At 55.8% G+C, this 19,829-nt stretch carries 18 protein-coding genes and 1 other RNA gene; 5 read left to right on the forward strand and 14 right to left on the reverse strand.

What is annotated here, in order from left to right; genetic code table 11:
• Positions 1–91 precede the first annotated feature (91 nt).
• From ccoP to ccoN, 4 genes are read right to left on the reverse strand one after another with little or no spacing between them, the layout of a single operon-like run.
• Positions 92–958, reverse strand: a complete 867-nt coding sequence (gene ccoP, locus QOL67_RS14740; RefSeq protein WP_283426732.1) for a cytochrome-c oxidase, cbb3-type subunit III — start codon at positions 956–958, stop codon at positions 92–94.
• Positions 955–1,140, reverse strand: a complete 186-nt coding sequence (locus QOL67_RS14745; protein ID WP_283426733.1) for a cbb3-type cytochrome c oxidase subunit 3 — start codon at positions 1,138–1,140, stop codon at positions 955–957. The genes ccoP and QOL67_RS14745 overlap by 4 nt, the downstream gene beginning before the upstream one ends.
• A 12-nt stretch (positions 1,141–1,152) precedes the next feature.
• Positions 1,153–1,884 carry a cytochrome-c oxidase, cbb3-type subunit II gene (gene ccoO / locus QOL67_RS14750; RefSeq protein WP_283426734.1) on the reverse strand — a complete coding sequence of 244 codons (732 nt, stop codon included), beginning with the start codon at positions 1,882–1,884 and terminating at the stop codon, positions 1,153–1,155.
• Positions 1,885–1,899: 15 nt separating this feature from the next.
• A complete protein-coding gene (gene ccoN / locus QOL67_RS14755) occupies positions 1,900–3,501 on the reverse strand; it encodes a cytochrome-c oxidase, cbb3-type subunit I (protein ID WP_283426735.1) in 1,602 nt (533 codons plus the stop codon).
• Positions 3,502–3,722: 221 nt separating this feature from the next.
• Here ccoN and QOL67_RS14760 point away from each other — a divergent pair, with 221 nt between their 5' ends.
• Complete coding sequence (locus QOL67_RS14760; RefSeq protein ID WP_283426736.1) at positions 3,723–4,562, forward strand: universal stress protein; 840 nt, start codon at positions 3,723–3,725, stop codon at positions 4,560–4,562.
• Positions 4,563–4,671: 109 nt separating this feature from the next.
• Here QOL67_RS14760 and fnrL read toward each other — a convergent pair whose 3' ends face one another.
• Positions 4,672–5,412 carry a transcriptional regulator FnrL gene (gene fnrL, locus QOL67_RS14765; RefSeq protein WP_283426737.1) on the reverse strand — a complete coding sequence of 247 codons (741 nt, stop codon included), beginning with the start codon at positions 5,410–5,412 and terminating at the stop codon, positions 4,672–4,674.
• 68 nt (positions 5,413–5,480) lie between these two features.
• Between fnrL and hemN the strand changes: the two genes are divergently transcribed.
• On the forward strand, positions 5,481–6,836 hold the full coding sequence (gene hemN / locus QOL67_RS14770) for an oxygen-independent coproporphyrinogen III oxidase (RefSeq protein WP_283426738.1): 1,356 nt from the start codon (positions 5,481–5,483) through the stop codon (positions 6,834–6,836).
• 44 nt (positions 6,837–6,880) lie between these two features.
• Here the strand turns inward: hemN and QOL67_RS14775 are convergent, their stop codons facing one another.
• The 7 genes from QOL67_RS14775 to QOL67_RS14805 all read right to left on the reverse strand — a co-directional run bounded on the left by QOL67_RS14775 (position 6,881) and on the right by QOL67_RS14805 (position 15,330).
• The gene (locus QOL67_RS14775) at positions 6,881–7,324 is read right to left on the reverse strand and encodes a GNAT family N-acetyltransferase (RefSeq protein WP_283426739.1); all 444 of its coding nucleotides are present in this window, start codon (positions 7,322–7,324) and stop codon (positions 6,881–6,883) included.
• Positions 7,321–8,901 (reverse strand): ABC transporter ATP-binding protein, encoded by a 1,581-nt coding sequence (locus QOL67_RS14780; protein ID WP_283426740.1) that lies wholly within the window; start codon positions 8,899–8,901, stop codon positions 7,321–7,323. Before QOL67_RS14780 ends, QOL67_RS14775 begins: the two co-directional genes overlap by 4 nt.
• Positions 8,898–10,004 (reverse strand): ABC transporter permease, encoded by a 1,107-nt coding sequence (locus QOL67_RS14785; protein WP_283426741.1) that lies wholly within the window; start codon positions 10,002–10,004, stop codon positions 8,898–8,900. The genes QOL67_RS14780 and QOL67_RS14785 overlap by 4 nt, the downstream gene beginning before the upstream one ends.
• Positions 10,004–11,092: a microcin C ABC transporter permease YejB gene (locus QOL67_RS14790; protein ID WP_283426742.1), complete on the reverse strand. Its 1,089-nt coding sequence runs from the start codon at positions 11,090–11,092 to the stop codon at positions 10,004–10,006. Before QOL67_RS14790 ends, QOL67_RS14785 begins: the two co-directional genes overlap by 1 nt.
• 4 nt (positions 11,093–11,096) lie before the next feature.
• Positions 11,097–13,040 carry an extracellular solute-binding protein gene (locus QOL67_RS14795; RefSeq protein ID WP_283426743.1) on the reverse strand — a complete coding sequence of 648 codons (1,944 nt, stop codon included), beginning with the start codon at positions 13,038–13,040 and terminating at the stop codon, positions 11,097–11,099.
• 238 nt (positions 13,041–13,278) lie between these two features.
• Positions 13,279–13,375, reverse strand: an RNA gene (ffs, locus tag QOL67_RS14800) — signal recognition particle sRNA small type.
• Between the two features lie 65 nt (positions 13,376–13,440).
• Positions 13,441–15,330, reverse strand: coding sequence for a bifunctional 2',3'-cyclic-nucleotide 2'-phosphodiesterase/3'-nucleotidase (locus QOL67_RS14805; RefSeq protein ID WP_283426744.1), 1,890 nt, complete (start codon positions 15,328–15,330; stop codon positions 13,441–13,443).
• A 226-nt stretch (positions 15,331–15,556) separates the two neighbouring features.
• On the opposite strand from QOL67_RS14805, the gene nudC reads away from it, so the two are divergent.
• Complete coding sequence (gene nudC / locus QOL67_RS14810; RefSeq protein ID WP_283426745.1) at positions 15,557–16,531, forward strand: NAD(+) diphosphatase; 975 nt, start codon at positions 15,557–15,559, stop codon at positions 16,529–16,531.
• A gap of 42 nt (positions 16,532–16,573) precedes the next feature.
• On the forward strand, positions 16,574–17,041 hold the full coding sequence (locus tag QOL67_RS14815; RefSeq protein ID WP_283426746.1) for an SRPBCC family protein: 468 nt from the start codon (positions 16,574–16,576) through the stop codon (positions 17,039–17,041).
• 618 nt (positions 17,042–17,659) lie between these two features.
• On the opposite strand, the gene QOL67_RS14820 is transcribed toward QOL67_RS14815, so the two are convergent.
• Positions 17,660–18,496, reverse strand: coding sequence for a prephenate dehydratase (locus QOL67_RS14820; protein WP_283426858.1), 837 nt, complete (start codon positions 18,494–18,496; stop codon positions 17,660–17,662).
• Between the two features lie 138 nt (positions 18,497–18,634).
• Between QOL67_RS14820 and QOL67_RS14825 the strand changes: the two genes are divergently transcribed.
• Positions 18,635–19,162, forward strand: a complete 528-nt coding sequence (locus tag QOL67_RS14825; protein ID WP_283426747.1) for a c-type cytochrome — start codon at positions 18,635–18,637, stop codon at positions 19,160–19,162.
• 66 nt (positions 19,163–19,228) lie between these two features.
• Here the strand turns inward: QOL67_RS14825 and QOL67_RS14830 are convergent, their stop codons facing one another.
• Positions 19,229–19,723, reverse strand: coding sequence for a phosphatase domain-containing putative toxin (locus QOL67_RS14830; protein ID WP_283426748.1), 495 nt, complete (start codon positions 19,721–19,723; stop codon positions 19,229–19,231).
• Positions 19,724–19,829 lie beyond the last annotated feature (106 nt).

The raw sequence follows: 19,829 nt of genomic DNA on the forward strand, positions 1-19,829 counted from the left end.
TAGTCAAATGCGCCCAACAAACGCGCAAAAAACACAAAAAGGCCGCCCCGATTTCTCGGAGCGGCCCATTTTATTCAGGCAGTGAATTGAGTTATTCGCCGCCGCCCAACTGGTGCACATACGCAGACACGGCGCGCACTTGTGCTTCGGTCAGACGGTTGCCCCATGAGGGCATCACACCATAACGGCTGTAGGTCACAGTCTCTTTAATGGAGTCATAGTCCCCACCATAAAGCCAGATCGCATCCGCCAAGTTTGGCGCACCTTGCGCACGGTCGCCCGTGCCGTCTTCCATGTGACAAGAAGAGCATTCATCCGCAAAGACTTCCGCACCTGCCGCCACAACTGAGGCGTCCTTCGCCTCACCTGAAAGCGACATCACATAGTTCACAACCGCGTCGATCTGGTCGTCTTCAAGGTAGTCATCCCCAAAGGCCGGCATCTCGGAATACCGCGCATCGTCGTCTTCCTCGTTGCGGATGCCATGTTTCACAGTGGCGTAGATGTTCTCGATGTCACCACCCCACAACCAGTCGTTGTCCAACAGGTTTGGATAGCCAATTGCACCAGCCGCGCCCGAGCCGTGACACTGTGCACACCAGGTTTTGAACACCGCACCACCAGCGGAAACCGCATAGGGCCCCAACTCAGGATCAGTGGTGATCTGTGTCAGCTCTGCAGCTTCCAGTTTGGCATTGATTGGTGCCAACTTGTCTTCGGCAGACTGAATTTCAGCTGCCACATTAGCCCGAGAAGACCAGCCCAATAGTCCTTTGGTGGCACCATTGATGCCCGGCCATGCTGGATAAGCAATGACATAGCCGATGCCCCAAATGATCGTCACATAGAACACCCACAGCCACCAACGCGGCATAGGATTGTCGAACTCTTCGATCCCGTCCCACACGTGGCCGGTGGTATTTGGATCGCTGTCAAACTTTTTTGATGGCTTGCTCATGTCCGTGCCTCCTCAGTCGTGGCCGGTTTATCTTCGTGACGGAACGGAATGCTGGCCGTGTCCTTGTATTCTTTGTTGGCGCCGGGGCGGAACACCCACAACACAATCGCAAGAAAAAACAAGAACAGGAACAATAGCATCCAGCTGTCCGCGAACTCTCGCAGGAAAGAATAGGTTTCCATAAGATCCCCTCCTTACCGCGACGCCGCCGGCGTGAAGGTCGAGAAATCAACCAACGTGCCCAGCATCTGAAGATAAGCAATCATCGCATCCATTTCGGACACATCTGCATGACCGTCAAAGTTACGTACGTTCACGCTGTCTTCGCCATACCGCTCCAGAAGACCATCATAATCGCTGTCAGGATCGGCCTGTGCCAAGAAGTCAGACTGGGCATTCTCCAGCATGTCTTCGGTGTAAGGCACACCCACAATCGCGTTCGCTTTCAAGAGGTCGCCAATGTACTTACCGTCGAGCATCTTTTTCTCGAGGAAGCCATACTTTGGCATCACGGATTCAGGCACCACGCTCTGCGGGTCCCGCATGTGGTCTAAGTGCCAGTCATCCGAGTAACGCCCCCCCACACGGGCCAGGTCAGGACCGGTCCGTTTGGAGCCCCACTGGAATGGGTGATCGTACTTGGATTCCGCCGCCAGAGAGTAATGACCGTAGCGTTCCACCTCATCACGCATTGGACGGATCATCTGGCTGTGACAGACATAGCAGCCTTCACGCAGATAGATGTCGCGCCCCGCGAGTTCGAGAGGCGTGTAGGGGCGCATGCCCTCTACATCCTCAATGGTGTTTTCGAGCCAGAACAGCGGCGCGATTTGAACAATGCCACCGATGGTTACGACCAAGAAGCTGCACACAAGCAGGAGGGTCGCGTTGGTCTCGAGGATTTTATGTTTATCGAGAATAGCCATAGCTGCCGGCCCTCCTTATTCAGCCGGGACTGCAACGGACAGGCTGGCCTCTTTGGCCGGTGCCTTACGTACAGTCATCCACAGGTTGTAGCACATGATAACGGCACCCGAGAGGAACATAACCCCACCCAGACCGCGCACGATGTTCATCGGTTTCTTCGCTGCCACAGTGTCGGCAAAGGAGTTCACCAGGAAGCCATTGGCATCCACTTCACGCCACATCAGGCCTTCCATGATACCGGTCACCCACATGGACGCCGCGTAGAGCACAATGCCGATGGTGGCGAGCCAGAAGTGCCAGCTGACAAGTTGCAGCGAGTACAGACGCTCACGTTTCCACAAAACCGGCACGAGATAGTACAGCGCACCAAATGTGATCATACCGTTCCAACCTAACGCACCGGAGTGTACGTGACCAATGGTCCAGTCAGTGTAGTGAGACAGCGAGTTCACAGCGCGGATAGACATCATTGGACCTTCGAAAGTCGACATGCCGTAGAAACCAACCGAAATCACCATCATCCGGATCACCGGGTCGGTGCGCAGTTTGTCCCATGCGCCAGAGAGCGTCATCAGACCATTGATCATACCACCCCAGGACGGCATCCAAAGCACGATGGAGAACACCATGCCGAGGGTCGAGGCCCAATCAGGCAACGCGGTGTAGTGCAGATGGTGCGGACCAGCCCAGATATACAGGAAAATGATCGCCCAGAAGTGAATGATTGACAGCTTGTAGGAGAACACTGGACGTTCGGCTTGCTTCGGAATGAAGTAGTACATCATGCCCAGGAAGCCCGCGGTCAGGAAGAAGCCAACAGCGTTGTGGCCGTACCACCATTGCACCATCGCATCTTGCACACCGGACCATACGATTACCGATTTGGAGCCGAAGATGGACACCGGAACTGTCAAGTTGTTGACCAAGTGCAACATCGCAACGGTGACGATAAACGCGAGGAAGAACCAGTTGGCTACGTAAATGTGTGGCTCTTTACGCTTGATAACGGTTCCGAGGAACACCGCCAGGTAAGCCACCCAAACAACGGTCAGCCAAATATCAACATACCATTCTGGCTCAGCGTATTCCTTGGACTGCGTTCCGCCCAAAAGGTAGCCTGTCGCTGCCAATACGATAAAAAGCTGATAGCCCCAGAAGACAAACCAACCAAGATTGCCGCCCCACAGCCGCGCTGCGCTGGTGCGCTGCACAACGTAGAACGATGTTGCGATCAGCGCGTTGCCGCCAAAAGCAAAAATCACCGCCGAGGTGTGCAGTGGGCGCAATCGACCAAAGTTGGCATAGCCCTGTGCCCACTCAAAGTTGAGGACCGGGAAGGCCAGCTGAAACGCGATAAACACGCCCGCTAGAAACCCAACAACCCCCCAGAAAGCGGTTGCGATCACGCCGTAGCGGATCACGTCATCCATGTATTCATCCTGCGCATGCACTTTCACAGTGCCCATGCCGCGCAGAACCCAAATAAACAGCCCAAAAGACACACCCGATATAAGGAGGGCGTGTACCATGTAAGCTAAATCACGCGCATAGTTGGCCGCAATCAACGCAAAAAACGTGATGAGGCCTAGCGCGATCAGCTTGAAGTAATTTATCATTTCGCGTCCCTTCGTCTTGCCCTGCCCGATTCTTCTTCGGGCTTAAGGCGGATTTGACCAATCGTCTTTTGCAGGTGCAGCGAAAAATCCGCTTTGATCTGGGTCAAGGAAACTGACGGGGATCTCTGTCTGTATCTACTTCAAGAGAAACGGCTTTATCTGCACCTATAAAAGAAAAGTCGTATTGAATTTACACCTTTCCATAACACGGGTGAGTGACAATGAACTACAAATCTTTGCTGTGCGTTCTGACGGACTCCGACTTCACAGCCGCCCCTTTGGCGCAGGCGATTGCCCTCGCGGAAGCACAAGATGCGCATCTAGACGTGCTCGCACTTGGCGTGGACCGATCGCAAACTGGCTACTTCTATGCAGGTGCCGACGCTCTTTTGATGCAGGAAATGCTCAAACGCGCCCATGAGGAAGCCGACACCATCAAGGCAGTAGCCGAAGCGGCCCTGTCTAATACAGACATCCGTTGGGCCTGCGACACCGGCGTCACCCAGATCGCCGACCTGGGGCGACATGTGGCCGCACGGTCCCGTTTTGCCGACCTTGTGATCCTACCAAAGCCTTATGGCAAGAATCAGGGCACCGAGCTGGAGCCCACTTTGGAAGCCGCTTTGTTTGAAGGTCAGGCCCCCGTACTGATGGTACCTGAAACCGCAAAACCTCTCGCCGCGCCAAAAACCATTTCCATCGGTTGGAACGAAAGTGCCGAAGCACTGGTTGCCACTCGCGCCGCTCTACCCTTCTTGAAAGCCGCTGACTTGGTTCACGTGGTGGTGATTGATCCGCCGACCCACGGCCCGAACCGGTCTGATCCCGGTGGTCTGCTGTCGCAATTCCTTTCGCGCCATGGCGTCCGTGTGGAAGTCGACGTGCTGTCCAAAACACAGCCACGCGTCTCCGACGTGCTGCTGCGCCACGCCACCGATACCAAGACCGATATGATTGTGATGGGCGCTTACGGTCATTCTCGCTTTCGCGAGGCCATTCTGGGTGGCGCGACACGCAACATGTTAGAGCAGGCCACAATTCCAGTGTTCCTGGCACACTAAGCCAGACCAATTTTGCCACGTGATGTGTCGTGGGACACGCATTGGCGAGGCAAAAACAAAAGGCGGGGACATCCCCCGCCTTTTTCTTTTCCAAAGACTGTGGAAGGCGCTAGGCCATCATCCCACCGTCCGCATCGTCGCCAGCTTCGTCCATCAGCCGCTCAAAGCTTGGAACCGTTACATGGCGCTTGCCTTCCAGCTCAATCACACCGTCCCGCTTCAACGCAGACATCTGACGGCTCACGGTTTCCAACGTCAGCCCAAGATAGTCCGCCATCGCTTCACGGGTCAGCGGCAAATCAAACACGATTCTGCCGACCATACCCTCCAACTTCAGCGACGCATCTCGCCGCCCAATAATGGACAACAAGCTGGCAATTTTCTCGCGCGCGGTCTTACGCCCCAGCACAAGCATCCATTCCCGTGCGGCATCCAGCTCGTCGAGTGTCATTTCCAGCAAACGCTGCGCCACATGCGGTGTTTCCACCATCATGGTCTCAAATGGCTTGCGACGAAAACAGCACATCACCACGTCTGTGGTCGCCACAACATCATAGGTTGCAAACTCACGCCCCGGCCGGCCCACAAAATCGCTTGGCAACAGAAGGCCAACCATTTGCGTGCGACCGTCTTCCATCGTCTGTGTCAGCGAGGCGATGCCAGACACAACAGAGCCGACAAACTCCATGCGGTCGCCGGACCAGATCAGCGTCTGTCCGGCCTCAAAGCTGCGGTAGTATTTGATTCCATCTAAGGTCTCGAGCTCATCCGCATCACAGCGCGCGCACACGGCGCGATGTTTGATCGGGCAGCTTTCGCAGCCATTTGTTAGGTCTAATGTCTCGTTCATAACCTGTTCATACCTAGACTTGATCTGGGTCAAGGGTTCGCATTTCCCATTTCTCTATGAGTACGCTCATGGAACAGGAAAAACAATTGGCCAAACTCGGACTGTTTGACGCGAAAGTTCCGCGTTACACAAGCTATCCGACGGCCCCGCATTTCAACAACGACGTGACGCCAGACACTTACAAGGCGTGGATTGAAGCGATTCCAACCGGTTCGCAAGTCTCACTTTACGTGCATGTGCCGTTTTGTCGCCGCCTCTGTTGGTTCTGCGCCTGCCGCACCCAAGGCACATCCACACTCTCCCCGGTTGCCACGTATGTGGAGACGTTGAAGGATGAACTCAGAATACTGAAGGCATCCTTGCCTCAAGGGGTCACCCTGTCACGCTTGCACTGGGGCGGCGGCACGCCAACCCTGCTCGACCCCGGTATGATGGAAGACCTCGCCGGCGCCATTTTTGACGTGGCCCCTATGTCGGCTGACGGCGAATTCTCCGTTGAGATCGACCCCAATGAAATTGATGACGCCCGCTTGGCTGTACTTGCCAAGGCTGGCATGAACCGCGCCTCCATTGGCGTGCAGGATTTTGACGACGAAATCCAAAAAACCATCGGTCGCATTCAAGGCTACGACATCACCCGCGATGCGGTAGAGATGATCCGCGCGCATGGTGTAAAAAGCGTCAACGCGGACATTCTCTTTGGTTTGCCACATCAAACCCAAGCCCGCATCACCGAAAGCGTACAGAAACTTCTGTCCCTCTCGCCCGATCGCGTGGCGCTTTATGGCTACGCCCACGTGCCGTGGATGGCAAAACGCCAACAGATGATTCCATCAGACGCTTTGCCAACACCACAGGAGCGCCTCGCGCTCTATGAAACCGCGCGCAAACTCTTCCTCTGGGACGATTACGATGAAATTGGCATCGACCACTTCGCGACCAAAACAGACGGTCTGTCCGTGGCCCAACGCAACGGCACGCTGCGCCGCAACTTCCAGGGCTACACCGATGACACTGCCGATGTGCTTCTAGCTGTTGGCGCATCTTCAATTGCGCGCTTCCCACAAGGTTTCGCACAAAATGCCCCAGCCACATCTGCGCACACTGGCGCCATTCGTGAAGGCCGTTTCTCCACATCTCGTGGCCATACGTTCACCGACGACGATCGCCTGCGTGGCCGCCTGATTGAGGCTTTGATGTGCGACTTCCGCATTGACGCTGATGAGATCGTTGATCGGTTTGACATCTCTCGCGCCGAGCTGAACGACATGTTCTCCAAAGTCATGGCACAGTTCCCAGACGTGCTTGCACTGGAAAGCGGGGCTTTGATTATTCCCGAACTAGCGCGCCCGCTGACCCGCATCGTTGCACGTGCATTTGACGCTTACGACATGAGCAAAGCTCAGCACAGCGCTGCGATCTGACATCAGCGAAACATAAAGGAAATGGACCAGTCCATTGGGCTGGCCTATTTTGCTGGCACCCATTGATACAGTGTGTCGAACTCTTCCTGCGCCACCACTTCAAAGCCATGCAGGCGATAAAACTTGTTTGCAGGACTGTCTTTGAGCGCCATCAAACGCACGGGCAGATCTCTTTCCGCCGCATCGCGCAGAACCCATTGTAGAATCATACTACCAAGCCCGCGCCCTTGCTGCTCTGGCGCAATATAGAAGTGATCAAGGTAGAGATGGTCCCCCCGGTCCCGCAGCTCAAAAAAACCCAGAAGCTGCTTACCTGAGAAAACAAGCGTGGTGTCAGCCGGCACAAACGTGTCCAAAAACCGCCGCCGCGCGCGTTCCTGATTGAAGCGACCTACGGCCTCCAGACTCGGTTGCATGGCTTTCACCCGAAGCGTAGCCAACCGCTTTGCATCGGTTTCCTTGGCAACATCAAAACGAAGACTGGTCACCCTGGTGCCGCCGCCAACAATTCACGCGTGTAGTCTGTCTGCGGATTGTCAAACAGCGCTTCAGACGCGCCATGTTCCACCACATCCCCGGCTTTCATCACCATGATTTTGTGGCTCATCGCCCGTACCACATGCAGGTCATGGCTGATAAACAGATAGGCCAGCCCGTATTTCTTTTGCAAATTGCGCAGAAGCTCCACGATCTGTACCTGCACCGTCATATCCAGTGCCGATGTTGGCTCATCCAGCACCACCAACTTGGGTCGCAAGATCATCGCCCGCGCAATCGCGATCCGCTGACGCTGCCCGCCGGAAAATTCGTGAGGATACCGGTCCATAAACGCCGGGTCTAATCCGACCTCCACCATGACCTCACCAACCAACGTGCGCGTATCGCGCCCGTCCGGGTTGCCGTGCACACCAAGCCCTTCGGAGATGATCTGCTCACAGGTCATCCGTGGGCTCAGGCTGCCAAACGGGTCCTGAAACACAATTTGCATGTCTTTGCGCAGCGCCCGCAGCTGTTTGGTACTCCACTTACGCACATCATGCCCATCGAAGGTGATTTTCCCTTCGCTGCCAATCAACCGCATGATCGCCAGTGCCAGCGTGGTTTTGCCAGACCCACTTTCGCCCACGATCCCCAGCGTTTCTCCGGCCCGCACGGACAGATTGGAATCGTTCACCGCCTTCACATGGCCAACCGTGCGTTTGAGAAAGCCTTGCTGGATCGGGAACCATACACGCAAGTTCTCAGCGGATACCATTTCCTCGGCGCCACTCTCAACAGGGTCTGGAATACCCGTCGCTCGCGCACTCAACAAAAGCTGCGTGTAAGGATGCTGTGGGTTGTCAAATATCTCGCTCACAGGCCCCGCTTCGACAATCTCACCGTCTTTCATGACGCAGACTTTGTCGGCAATCCGCCGCACCACGCCTAGGTCATGGGTGATGAACAGGAGCCCCATACCTTCACTGGCTTTCAGCTCTGCGAGCAGTTCCAATATCTGCGCTTGAATGGTCACATCCAGCGCCGTGGTAGGCTCATCTGCAATCAGGATGTCTGGCTTATTGGCCAGCGCCATGGCAATCATCACCCGCTGGCGTTCCCCGCCGGACAACTGGTGCGGATAAGAGCTCAGCCTTTTCTCAGCATTACGCAAGCCCACTTTCTCGAGCAATTCCAAAACCCGCGCTCGAGCTTTGTCGCCCGTCACCCCTTGGTGCAGCGCCAAACTCTCTGCCAGTTGTTTGTCGATGGTATGAAGAGGGTTTAATGAGGTCATCGGCTCCTGAAAGATAAAGCTGATGTCATTGCCGCGCACTTTACGCAGCAATTCACCGGACGCGCCAACCATCTCCTGACCGTCATAGGTCACCGAACCGGCAACTTCCGCGCTCTCTGGCAACAAAGAAACTGTCGACAACGCGGTCACAGACTTGCCGGACCCGGACTCCCCGACCAGCGCCACGGTCTCCCCACGATCCACCGTGAAGGACACGCCTTTCACAGCATCAATCAATTGCCCGTCCTGCCGGAATCTCACCCGCAGGCCTTTGACCTCCAAAACGCTCATGAAAAAGTCTTCCTTGGGTCAAATGCATCGCGCACGCCTTCAAAGATGAAGACCAGTAGCGAGAGCATGATGGCAAAGGTGAAAAACGCGGTGAACGCCAACCAGGGTGCTTGCAGGTTTTGCTTCGCCTGAAGCGTCAACTCACCCAAGCTGGGCGACGATGACGGCAGGCCAAAGCCGAGGAAATCGAGCCCGGCAAGCGTGCTGATTGTGCCGGTCACGATGAATGGCAACATGGTCACCGTCGCGACCATCGCGTTGGGCAGCATATGACGGAACATGATCACGCGATTGCTTACCCCCAGCGCCTTAGCCGCACGTACATACTCAAGGTTGCGTGCCCGCAGGAACTCGGCCCTGACAACACCCACCAGCGCTGTCCAACTGAACAACACCGTGAGAAACACAAGAAGCCAAAAACTGCGCCCCAAAATCGCGAACATGATGATGATGATGTAGAGGCTTGGTGTCGCGCCCCAAATCTCGATCACCCGCTGAAAGATCAGATCCACCCAACCGCCAAAATAGCCTTGAACGGCGCCCGCGACGATACCGATGACGCTCGCTGCTGTGGTTACCAACAGGGTGAAAATGATCGAAAGTCGGAAGCCGTAAATCACCCGCGCGACCACATCCCGTTTGCGGTCATCCGTGCCCAGCCAGTTCTGACTGTCCGGCGGCAATGGCGCCGCACCGGGTCGATCCACGGGCGTGTCGTAGCTGTATGGAATCGGCGGCCAAAGCGTCCATCCTTTGTCAAAATCGGCATGTTCAAACGTGCCAGCCGCAACCTGTTCCAACATGTCTTCCGGCACATCAAAACAATCTTCAACACCACCGGTTGTGATCAGACATTCAACAACCGGATCGTTATAAACGGCCTCGGTTTTGAAATCCCCGCCAAAGGTGGTCTCGGGATAAAAGTTAAAGATCGGCGTGTAAAATTCCCCACGATAGTTGATCAGGATTGGTCGGTCATTTGCGATAAACTCCGCAAACAGCGACAGCACAAACACCACCGAGAAAATGTTCAGCGACCAAAGGGCGCGGCGGTTGCGCTTAAAATTGCTCCAGCGTCGTTGGTTCAGAGGGGACAATGCCATCAGCCTTCCCTCTTCTCAAAATCAATCCGCGGATCGACAAACACATACATCATGTCCGACAGGATCCCGACCACAAGTCCAATAAGGCCAAAGACAAATAACGTGCCAAAAATCACCGGATAATCCCGCGCCACAGCGGCCTCAAAACCCAATCTTCCCAGCCCATCGAGCGAGAAGATCGTCTCGATCAACACCGAGCCGCCAAAAAACACGCCAATAAACACCGCCGGAAAGCCGGCGATCACAATCAACATCGCGTTGCGGAACACATGGCCATACAGCACGCGCTTTTCAGTCAGGCCTTTGGCGCGCGCCGTCATCACATAGTGCTTCTTGATCTCATCCAGAAAGCTGTTCTTGGTGAGCAGTGTCAGCGTCGCAAAGGCCGCAATGGTTGAGGCCAGAACCGGCAAGGTGATATGCCAGAAATAATCCAGCACTTTGCCAATCATCGTCAGATCTTCGAAGTTATCAGACGTCAGTCCGCGCAGAGGGAAAATCTTCCAATAGGACCCACCGGCAAACAGCACCAACAACATGATCGCAAACAAGAAACCCGGAATGGCATAGCCAATGATGATCGCACCGGATGTCCAGGTATCAAACGGCGTACCGTCTTTCACCGCCTTGCGGATACCTAACGGAATGGATACCGCATAGGCAATTAACGTCGCCCAAAGTCCCAGCGTGATCGACACCGGCATTTTCTCAAGCACCAGATCGATCACGCTGATTTTGCGGAAATAGCTCTCCCCAAAATCCAGCCGCATATAGTTGCCCATCATCGTCAGAAAGCGCTCCAACGGCGGCTTATCAAAGCCAAATTCCTTTTCCAGCTCCTCAATGAACTCCTTGGGCAGTCCCCTCGCGCCCAAGTATTCACTATCAGAGCCAAAGGTCTCCTCCGTGATGACGTCTTCGCCACCACCGGCAAAGCCCGCGAATACGTCGCCCTCGCCCTGCATCTTGGCAAGAACCTGCTCCACAGGCCCACCGGGCACAAATTGCACCAGTGTAAAGTTGATGATCATGACCCCAAGCAATGTCGGGATCACAAGCAACAGTCGTCGGAGGATATAGGCGCCCACAGGATTACTTCCTCAATGCGCCAGAGGCGATCAACGCCTCATGCTTGTCTTTGTTGTACCACCAGAAATCGAGCACACCGACCGCATAGGGTGGCAGCTCTTCTGGACGTTCGTACATGTCAAAGTACGACACCCAGCTTTCACCGACATATCCCGCGTGCGCCATGATGCGCTCATAGCGCAAAGCACGATCCAGAGCTGTCAAAGCCACCACTTCGTCTTCACGTGTTGTGGTTGCCAGCGCCGCGTCAATGATCGCATCCACCGCGGAACTGCGCAGCGCGGCCGGGTTATACGTAGACACTTCTGCGGTTTTGGAGCCAAACATCTGGTGCAAACCCGTGCCAGCCGCTGCGAAAGATCGGTAGCGGTTGTAGATCATATCGTAGTCTTTATCGATCCACCGCTGCTGAGCCTGCGCGCTATCCACTTTGTCCGCTTTGACTTTGATGCCCCAATTGGCCAGCGTTTTGACATAGGTCTCAATCAAGGCCAGACGGGTTTCATCCCACGTCGCAATCACAAGACAATCCAGCGACATCTGCTTGCCATCACCGTCCACCATTTGACCCGCGTCATTCACGGTCCAGCCAGCTTTCTCAAACAGTTTCAGCGCCGCGCGCTTGTTGCGCCGGTCAATTGGATTGGACGGATTAGACGTGTGCGGCACAACCGCCGTTTCCGTCAGCATCTCTGCTGGAACCGCATCGCCCAGCGATTTCAGAAGCTCAAGCTCAGCACCTTCCGGCACCCCTTTGGCTTCCCACTCTTGGCCTTCAGCAAACGAACTCCGCTGGGTGGTCAACTCATACTGGAGCGATTCACGCACCCATTCAAAGTTAAACGCCAACGACAGCGCATGGCGCACGTCGCGATTATCCAGTGGCGCGCGCAGCGTGTTATACAGCATGCCAAAGTTTGTCGGCGCGGACCCGCTGGGCAGCGCCTCTTTCTTCACTGTGCCGTTCTGAATGCCCGGGAAATCATAGCCTGTCGCCCAACGTTTGGTAGAACCTTCTGAGCGGTACGTGAATTCCCCCGCCTTAAAGGCCTCAAACTCGGCGGTTGCGTCGGTGAAATACTCAATTCGAACTTTGTCAAAGTTGAACCGGCCAACATTGGCCGGGTGATCCCAACCCCAATAATTTGGATTGCGCACATATTCGACGTAGCGGTTAAACTCGTAGTCGCCAACTTGATAGGGTCCGGAGGCCATCGGCGCCAAGATCGACGGTTCATCCAACCGCTCACCGGTCTCTTTGTACCAGGCTTCTGAGAAAATCGGTGTTCCACCCACTTGGCTAATCAAAGACCGGCGCGAAATACCCTCTGCAAAGGTGTATTTGATTGTATGATCGTCAATCACCTCAACGCCAGTAATCCGTTCTTTTACAGACCGCGCATAAGACCGGATGGCCTGCTCTAAAAACAGATTGTGGGTAAACGCCGCGTCCTGCGCCCGAAGCGGGGAGCCGTCGCTAAACACCACGTCATCGCGCATGTGGAACACACACCATTCCTGGCTTTTGGGATACTCCACCTCTTTGGCAATCAAACAATAACTGTCGGTGATGGAGTCCGCTGGTGCGCCGCCGCCCCAAGGCATTTCGGCAAACATACTTTCAGCAACGACGCCTGCGCTGCTTTCCGGGTTGCCACCTTTCCAGGAATACCGATTGAACCCATCAAATGTACCACGCGTGCTCATCGTCATGGTGCCGCCCTTAGGCGCATTTGGGTTCACATAATCAAAATGCGGATAATCCGCCGGATACTGCAGATCACCAAAAAACGAATAGCCATGTGAGTGGATGATTTCATCCTCATTGGCCCAAGCCATACCGCTTCCAAGGCCAGCGCCAATTGACAATGCGCTCCCGCCCATCAGTCGGAGCGCCCCGCGGCGATCAAACATTGGCCCGGCAATTTTGAATGTCTTTTCTTTCATTTGGCCCCTCCTGCGCCTGCGCGCGTGTCAGCGGTATGCTTCCTTTCAAGCTAAAGGCGGTGGGCAACAACATTCAAGTTCGGAATGTATCAACAGGCCGTGATTCCGCGTGACATTGGCAAATTATTGCTTTCATTCACACTTTCCACGCCTTCCCCCTCCTCGCTGCACACGCAAGCCAATGCCAGAAGCGCCGAAAAAACGGCGCAGGATCACGTTTTGGACTGAAGAGAGGGTGGGTGAGAGGCTGGACAACGACCCAAGCGGGTCTCGTTACGGCTGCTTCCTTCCGGATCTGACCGGGTTGGCGAGGCGCTCGCCCGCGCCAACCTCTCAAGAGGCGATATAGGACGAACCAATCGAAGATGCAAGCCAGCCCTCTCAAATCCCGCACACCTTTTTACAGCCGCGCCATATCCAACTCGTAACGCACAAACCCGCCATCAACCGTGCCAAGTAACCGTATCGGCAACCCGGCAATATCCAATACCGCAGCCGACCTTGGACCCGTGTCAAACATCGCTGTCACACCGGGCATCCGACGCAAATGCCAGGTGTCCAATTTGGGGTCTCTTTTTCCTGAGCGTTCGGCGATGTGCTGCGCCAACACATCGCGCACCCGCGCCGGCGCAATCTCCACAACCCGCCCGCGACCGGCGCCCGGGAAGTTGCCACCACCGCCCCCGCGATAATCATTGGTGACCAGAAGGAATTCCTGTTCCGGCGCAATTTGGACCCCGCGCCAACAAATATTGCTCACCCGCCGCGCCTGAGGGTTTATCAGGCTACCGTCCACCGCATAACGGGCGGGCTCGGACAGGTCGACTGCATACGACAATCCATAAATGGCCTCGCGATTGTAGGTCGGCGCATCTCTGTCATGGAGGAATTGACCGGTCTCGCCTGCGAACAGTTGATTGTAAACCGCACAGCCCTTTTCCAACCATTCGACAACTTCTCGGCCACGGGTTTGCACCACATTCACATGATTGGAATAGGGCTGCATATCTGCAATGGCGCGCGCAGACACAGCACCGGGCGAGACATCAACATAGTGAAATGCCCCAGCCCGGCCACCACATTTCAACGGCGCAACCGAAGCAATCAGCGGTAAGCTTTCCAGCCCAGTTCCAGCCAGTTCCCGCCGCGCAAACGCCAGTTTCGCCTCGGCCACCAGCCGCGAAGCGCAATCACTTTTGACCATTGAGAAATAGCTGGTCACCGGCTCCATAACCCTACCGATGGTACGGCGCATGCGCGTCAATGTGCGATTATGGGCCACCTCAATGGCTGACACCACCACTGGCGCTTCAACCGGTGCCGTGCCATCGCCTTTGCGCAAGTCGTGCACCTGCACGCGATGACCTTCAACTTGCCAAGCCCCATCAGTGCACCGCAGCGCAAGATCAATCTGCCCCACATGTGTGGCATGAACCCCCGGCATCACAGCTGGCTTACCATGTAACGTGCCCGCATCTGGATCAATGACCTCAGAATGACCAAAACTAGGCGACGGAAACACTCGATGCACATGCCCTGTGACAATGGCATCGACACCATCCAGCCCAGCCACAGCCACGGAAACATTCTCGGTTTCCTCAGAATGGGTCACGTCTCGGATCCCGCTGTGGGCCAGCGCCACCACCACATCCACGCCCTGCCGGCGCAACTCAGAAATCTGCCGCCGCGCTGCTGCTACCATTTCTTCTGCAACCAGGCGTCCAGCAATACGCAGCGCATCCCAAGCCACAACCTGTGGCGGTAACACAGAAAACAAACCTACGCGCAAATCATGGCACGCGCCGTTTTCATCCACTGCGGTCACATCCAAGACCAGATTGGGTTGCCACAGGTCGGCGTATACTGACGCATCGAGATCCTTGCTCAAATGTAAGTTTGCGCACAAGACAGGAGCCTTTAGTGCCCGCAACGCAGCCCGCACATCCTCCGCAGGCATATTAAACTCGTGATTGCCCAGTCCAATTGCATCAAAACGCATTGCATTCATGGCCTGCACAACCGGGTTCTCTAATCCGGAACCAGCGCCTCCCTCATAAGGGTCTGCAATGGCGGCACCTTCTAAAAAATCACCATTGTCCACCAACAAAGTCGCAGACACATCTTTACGCGCCGCCTCGATCACTGTGGCCGCGCGTGCCAGGGACCCCAACGTCGTCGCGCTGTCTTTGCTGTAATCGTAATCCAAAAGCGTCGCATGCACATCGCTGGTCGCCATGATGCGCAGAGCAACACGCGCTCCCTCCGACCCTTTCAGGCGTGTGTGTGACACAACAGTTCCTTAGATTTGGCCCGGCGCCTAAGGGAAGCAGCCTACATAAAAATTCCGCCCGGCTCATGTTCGCCGTCCCAGTGTGCGCACTTTTAGAATGATTGCAAATCACAAACTCACGCAACATCCGCCTAGAGCCTTCTCGACATCGCTCGCACCCTTCTCAATCAGATGTGATTGCAGCCTGTCGCGCAACATGTCACCTCTGTGCCAACAGGAGACCCACATGAGACACGCTGAAACTGTTACCTTTGGAGGTTCTGCCCTCAACCGCGCCGCCGAGCTGCGCGGCGACAAGGCCGATGTTCTTGCACTAAATGAAAACAGCCGCAGCATTGCACTTTGGCGCGGAAAGCCCTTGATCTGCGGGACAAATCTCGATCAACTGGCGCTGTTGCCAGTGTCACAGGACTTGTTTTCCGAGGCCGATGAGCCCCCTGTGCCTCCAATTTTTCTGGGCCAGTCCGAAGACGGCAGCGCGCTGTTTGCCCATGACATCTCGGCTTGGGAGCCCGCGGCGCTGGATACCGCCGCCATGCAACAGTTTGTGGACCCGACACAACAGCACCATCCGGCCCTGCCTGACGATCATCGGTTTGTAGAGCTACGTGGTGTCATGGCACAACTTAGCGCCCGCGACGCCGAACTCGCCGCAACTGCACGCTCCATTTTTGGCTGGCATCGCTCACACCGCTTCTGCTCCAATTGTGGTGCAGAAAGCCGCATGGCCATGTCCGGCTGGCAACGCAATTGTCCCACCTGCAAGACGTCACATTTCCCCCGCACCGATCCCGTTGTGATCATGCTGATCACGAGAGGCAATAAAGTCCTCATGGGCCGATCCCCTGGATGGCCAGACGGCATGTACTCCCTGCTGGCTGGTTTTGTTGAGCCTGGCGAAACACTTGAAGCTGCTGTCCGCCGTGAAGTCTATGAGGAGGCGGGCATTCGCGTTGGGGCTGTGTCCTACTTGTCCAGCCAACCTTGGCCTTTTCCATCATCCTTGATGTTTGGCTGCGCGGGCGAAGCGCTCAACGAGGACATCACCGTAGACCCGCATGAGATCGAAGACGCACTCTGGATCAGCCGCGAAGACATGCTGACTGTGTTTTCCGGCCAACACCCAACCATGAAACCATCCCGCAAAGGCGCAATCGCGCACTTCCTGCTGCGGAACTGGCTTGCGGACAGGCTCGATTGACGCGACTATGGCCGCAAAATAGCAGTCAAACACAGAGGCATCATGGAACTCACCGGCAGAGAAGACGTAGACGTCCCCATCGCGCAGGCTTTTGACATGCTGACCGATGTCGAGGTGTACGAGCGCTCCGCCCTGCGCCGCGGTGCCGAAGTGACCCGCATTGATTCTCTCGCCCGCCCCGGCGTCGGCGCGAAATGGGAGATCGGCTTTCAATTCCGCGGCAAAGCGCGTGAATTGGATCTCGAGGTCACTGGCTTTGACGCGCCCAACGAAGTTGAAATGAAAGCCACATTGCAAGGCTTGGAAACCAACATCAAAATCGAGTTGGTCGCCCTGTCCCGCACCCGCACGCGCATCCAATTCTGGTCCGGCATGCGCGCCAACAGCCTCTCCGCACGCCTGTTGCTGCAATCCCTCAAACTGGCGCGTAGCTCGCTGAACAAACGGATGGCCAAGCGCATGGCAACGCTGCGAGACGATTTGGAAGACCGCTACTCACGGTTGGCGTAACCCGAGCTCCATTCTCGACTAAGCAGTTGCGCCCACGGTGCACCGTTGTCACACTGAAATTATTCTAGTGTGAGCAATGTGGTATGCCTCAGATACGTCATAAGCCAATCAGGCACACAGCCATCGAGTACGCACCGTCGTTGGCATTCCTTTTAGTCTATTTGCTGACTGAAAACATGCGCCTAGCTGGCTGGACGGGCACAGGCTTCGCACTCATGACCTGTATCACCTATGCCCGGGGAAGCTTGTCGCCGCACAGCATTTTCTTGGGCATCAACATATACATGCTCTGCATCACACCTTTGATCGAGGCCGTTTACGCTTTGGATATGAACGCCGCCGGAGCAACCCTAAACGCGCACGCACAGCCCCTGCTGTTCGTTTCGATTTTGGTCACAGGATGCATCCTCGCGACGGTTTCCAAGTCCGGCTTTCTCAACATCCCACAGTCGAGCGGCGGGTCGATCAAACGAGACAACCGCATTCTGATAGGCGTCAGCACAGCAGCAACAGTTTGGGCCTTGTCGTTTGACAGCAGCCGCCTTCTGCAAATGTCACTTCCTTTGATACTGCTGTTTGCCACGCACAGAGCACTTGCAGCGCGCGTGACACATAGGTCTACCGAACGGCATCGCGTTCCGCAGGATAGACCCCCAGAATAGAGACGTTGTTGGTGAAATACCGCAATTCATCCATCGCCAGTTGCACAGAGCGATCCTCTGGGTGGCCTTCGATGTCGGCATAAAACTGCGTCGCCGTGAAACTGCCATTGACCATATAGCTTTCCAGCTTGGTCATGTTCACGCCATTGGTGGCAAAGCCACCCATCGCTTTATACAGTGCGGCAGGAATGTTGCGCACTTCAAACACAAAAGTGGTCATCATCTTGTGATCTGTCCGGCGGGCATAGTCCGGCTCACGCGACATGATCAGAAAGCGGGTGGTGTTGTGGCCGTGGTCTTCTACATCCCGCGCCAGCACATCCAACCCATAAATCTCGGCCGCCAATTCCGAGGCCAAAACCCCTTCGTTGCGTGTCTGGTTCTCCGCCAGTTCCCGCGCGGCACCGGCACTATCAACCGCCGAGTAACCTTTCATATCATGAGACTTCAAAAAATTCGCTGACTGCGGCAACAGCACCAAATGCGCCCGCACCGTGTTGATCTCTTCAATCGACACACCCGGCAGCCCCATCAGGCTGATCCGCACTCGCACAAACGCCTCATCAATGATGTGCAATCCACTTTCAGGCAGCAGGCGGTGAATATCCGCCACACGGCCATAGGTGGAGTTTTCAATCGGCAACATCGCAAGATCCGCCTGACCGGTTTTCATCGCATCGATCACTTCCTCAAAAGTGCGACACGGCATCGCTTCCATTTCTGGACGCGCCTTGCGGCAGGCTTCATGGGAGTACGCGCCTGCTTCCCCCTGAAAGGCGATACGATTGGTCAGTTGATCCATTTTGTCCCTCTTTCCCCGGTTTCTGCGCAATTTTTGTACCGAGGGCGTTTCGTCGCGGTAACTATACCTTGCGTTCGCTTAGGGGAAGCGGATAGATAGCCGACAAACGCCACGAGACGGAAACGTAGCATGTTCGACACGATGACAATGACCAAGGTAGTAGGCGCCCTCTGCGGTGCACTGCTTGTATTCTTGCTGGCCAGCTGGGCCGCTGAAACTCTGTATCACACCGGCCCGTCGGGTCACGGTGACGATCACGCCCAACAGGCCTATGTGATCGAAGTGGAGGGCGGCGACGATGCCGGCGCTGCAGTGGAAGAAGGTCCTTCTCTGGAAGAGTTGCTGGCCGCTGCTGACGTCGACAAAGGCGCGAAAGTATTCAGCAAGTGTAAAGCCTGCCACAAACTTGATGATGGTGCGAACGGCACCGGCCCACACCTCTACGGTGTGGTAGACCGCGCCGTTGGCTCCGTTGACGGCTTCGCCTACTCCGGCAGCCTGGTTGCAGTTGCCGACACATGGTCCAACGAAAACCTGGATCACTTCCTGGCCAACCCAAAAAGTTTTGCGCCCGGCACCAAGATGTCTTTCTCTGGTTTGAAAAAAGCCAAGGACCGCGCCAACTTGATTGCGTATCTGCAAACCATCGGTGGCTAAGCCTTACCGAAATCAGAATTTGAAAGACCGCAGCTTTGTCTGCGGTCTTTTTTATTGGGTTTCCGACTAAGCCTGGGTGAGCGCACCTTTTGTGGCCCAGCCCATCTGTGCGTCCGTCTCCACCGCACAAGGCCGCACAGCACGCAGTTGCACCAAAGCGTCCGTCGCAGCCGTCCCCGCCTCCACCATCACGCGCAGCACCAGCATACCGGAGCGCCCACACCCGCCCCGGCAATGAACCAGCACGCCTCCCTTCGCTTGCAAATGCTGATGAATGCCCTGTGACAGCGCGGCCCACTGCGACGCCACAGTGCTTTCGGGCACGGCAAAGTCTCGGATCGGAAAATGGGCCCACTCAATGCCCGCCTCCTTGAGCAGGTCTGGCAACTGCGCAGCCCCAAGGCTCTGCATTTCCTCAGCCTCTGTCGCGCTGACAACCATTGTTGCCCCCCACTGGGAAATGGCCTCAACATCCGCGCGCAAATCCCCTGCTCCTCCAGGCACCGGCGCCAACGCCAACTCGCCGCGACCAACGCCAACCGCAAAAACTTCAAACGCCATCTCATCCCCCTAACTTTCAAGCGCCAGAGCGCTGTTCGCGGCGCGCATGCCAGTCGATCCGCCCGCATATCAGGTGGACGCGCCGCCTTCGCCCGCATAACCTGCG

The sequence above is a fragment of the Shimia sagamensis genome (assembly GCF_900182745.1).
In the GTDB taxonomy this organism is placed as follows: Bacteria; Pseudomonadota; Alphaproteobacteria; order Rhodobacterales; family Rhodobacteraceae; genus Shimia; species Shimia sagamensis.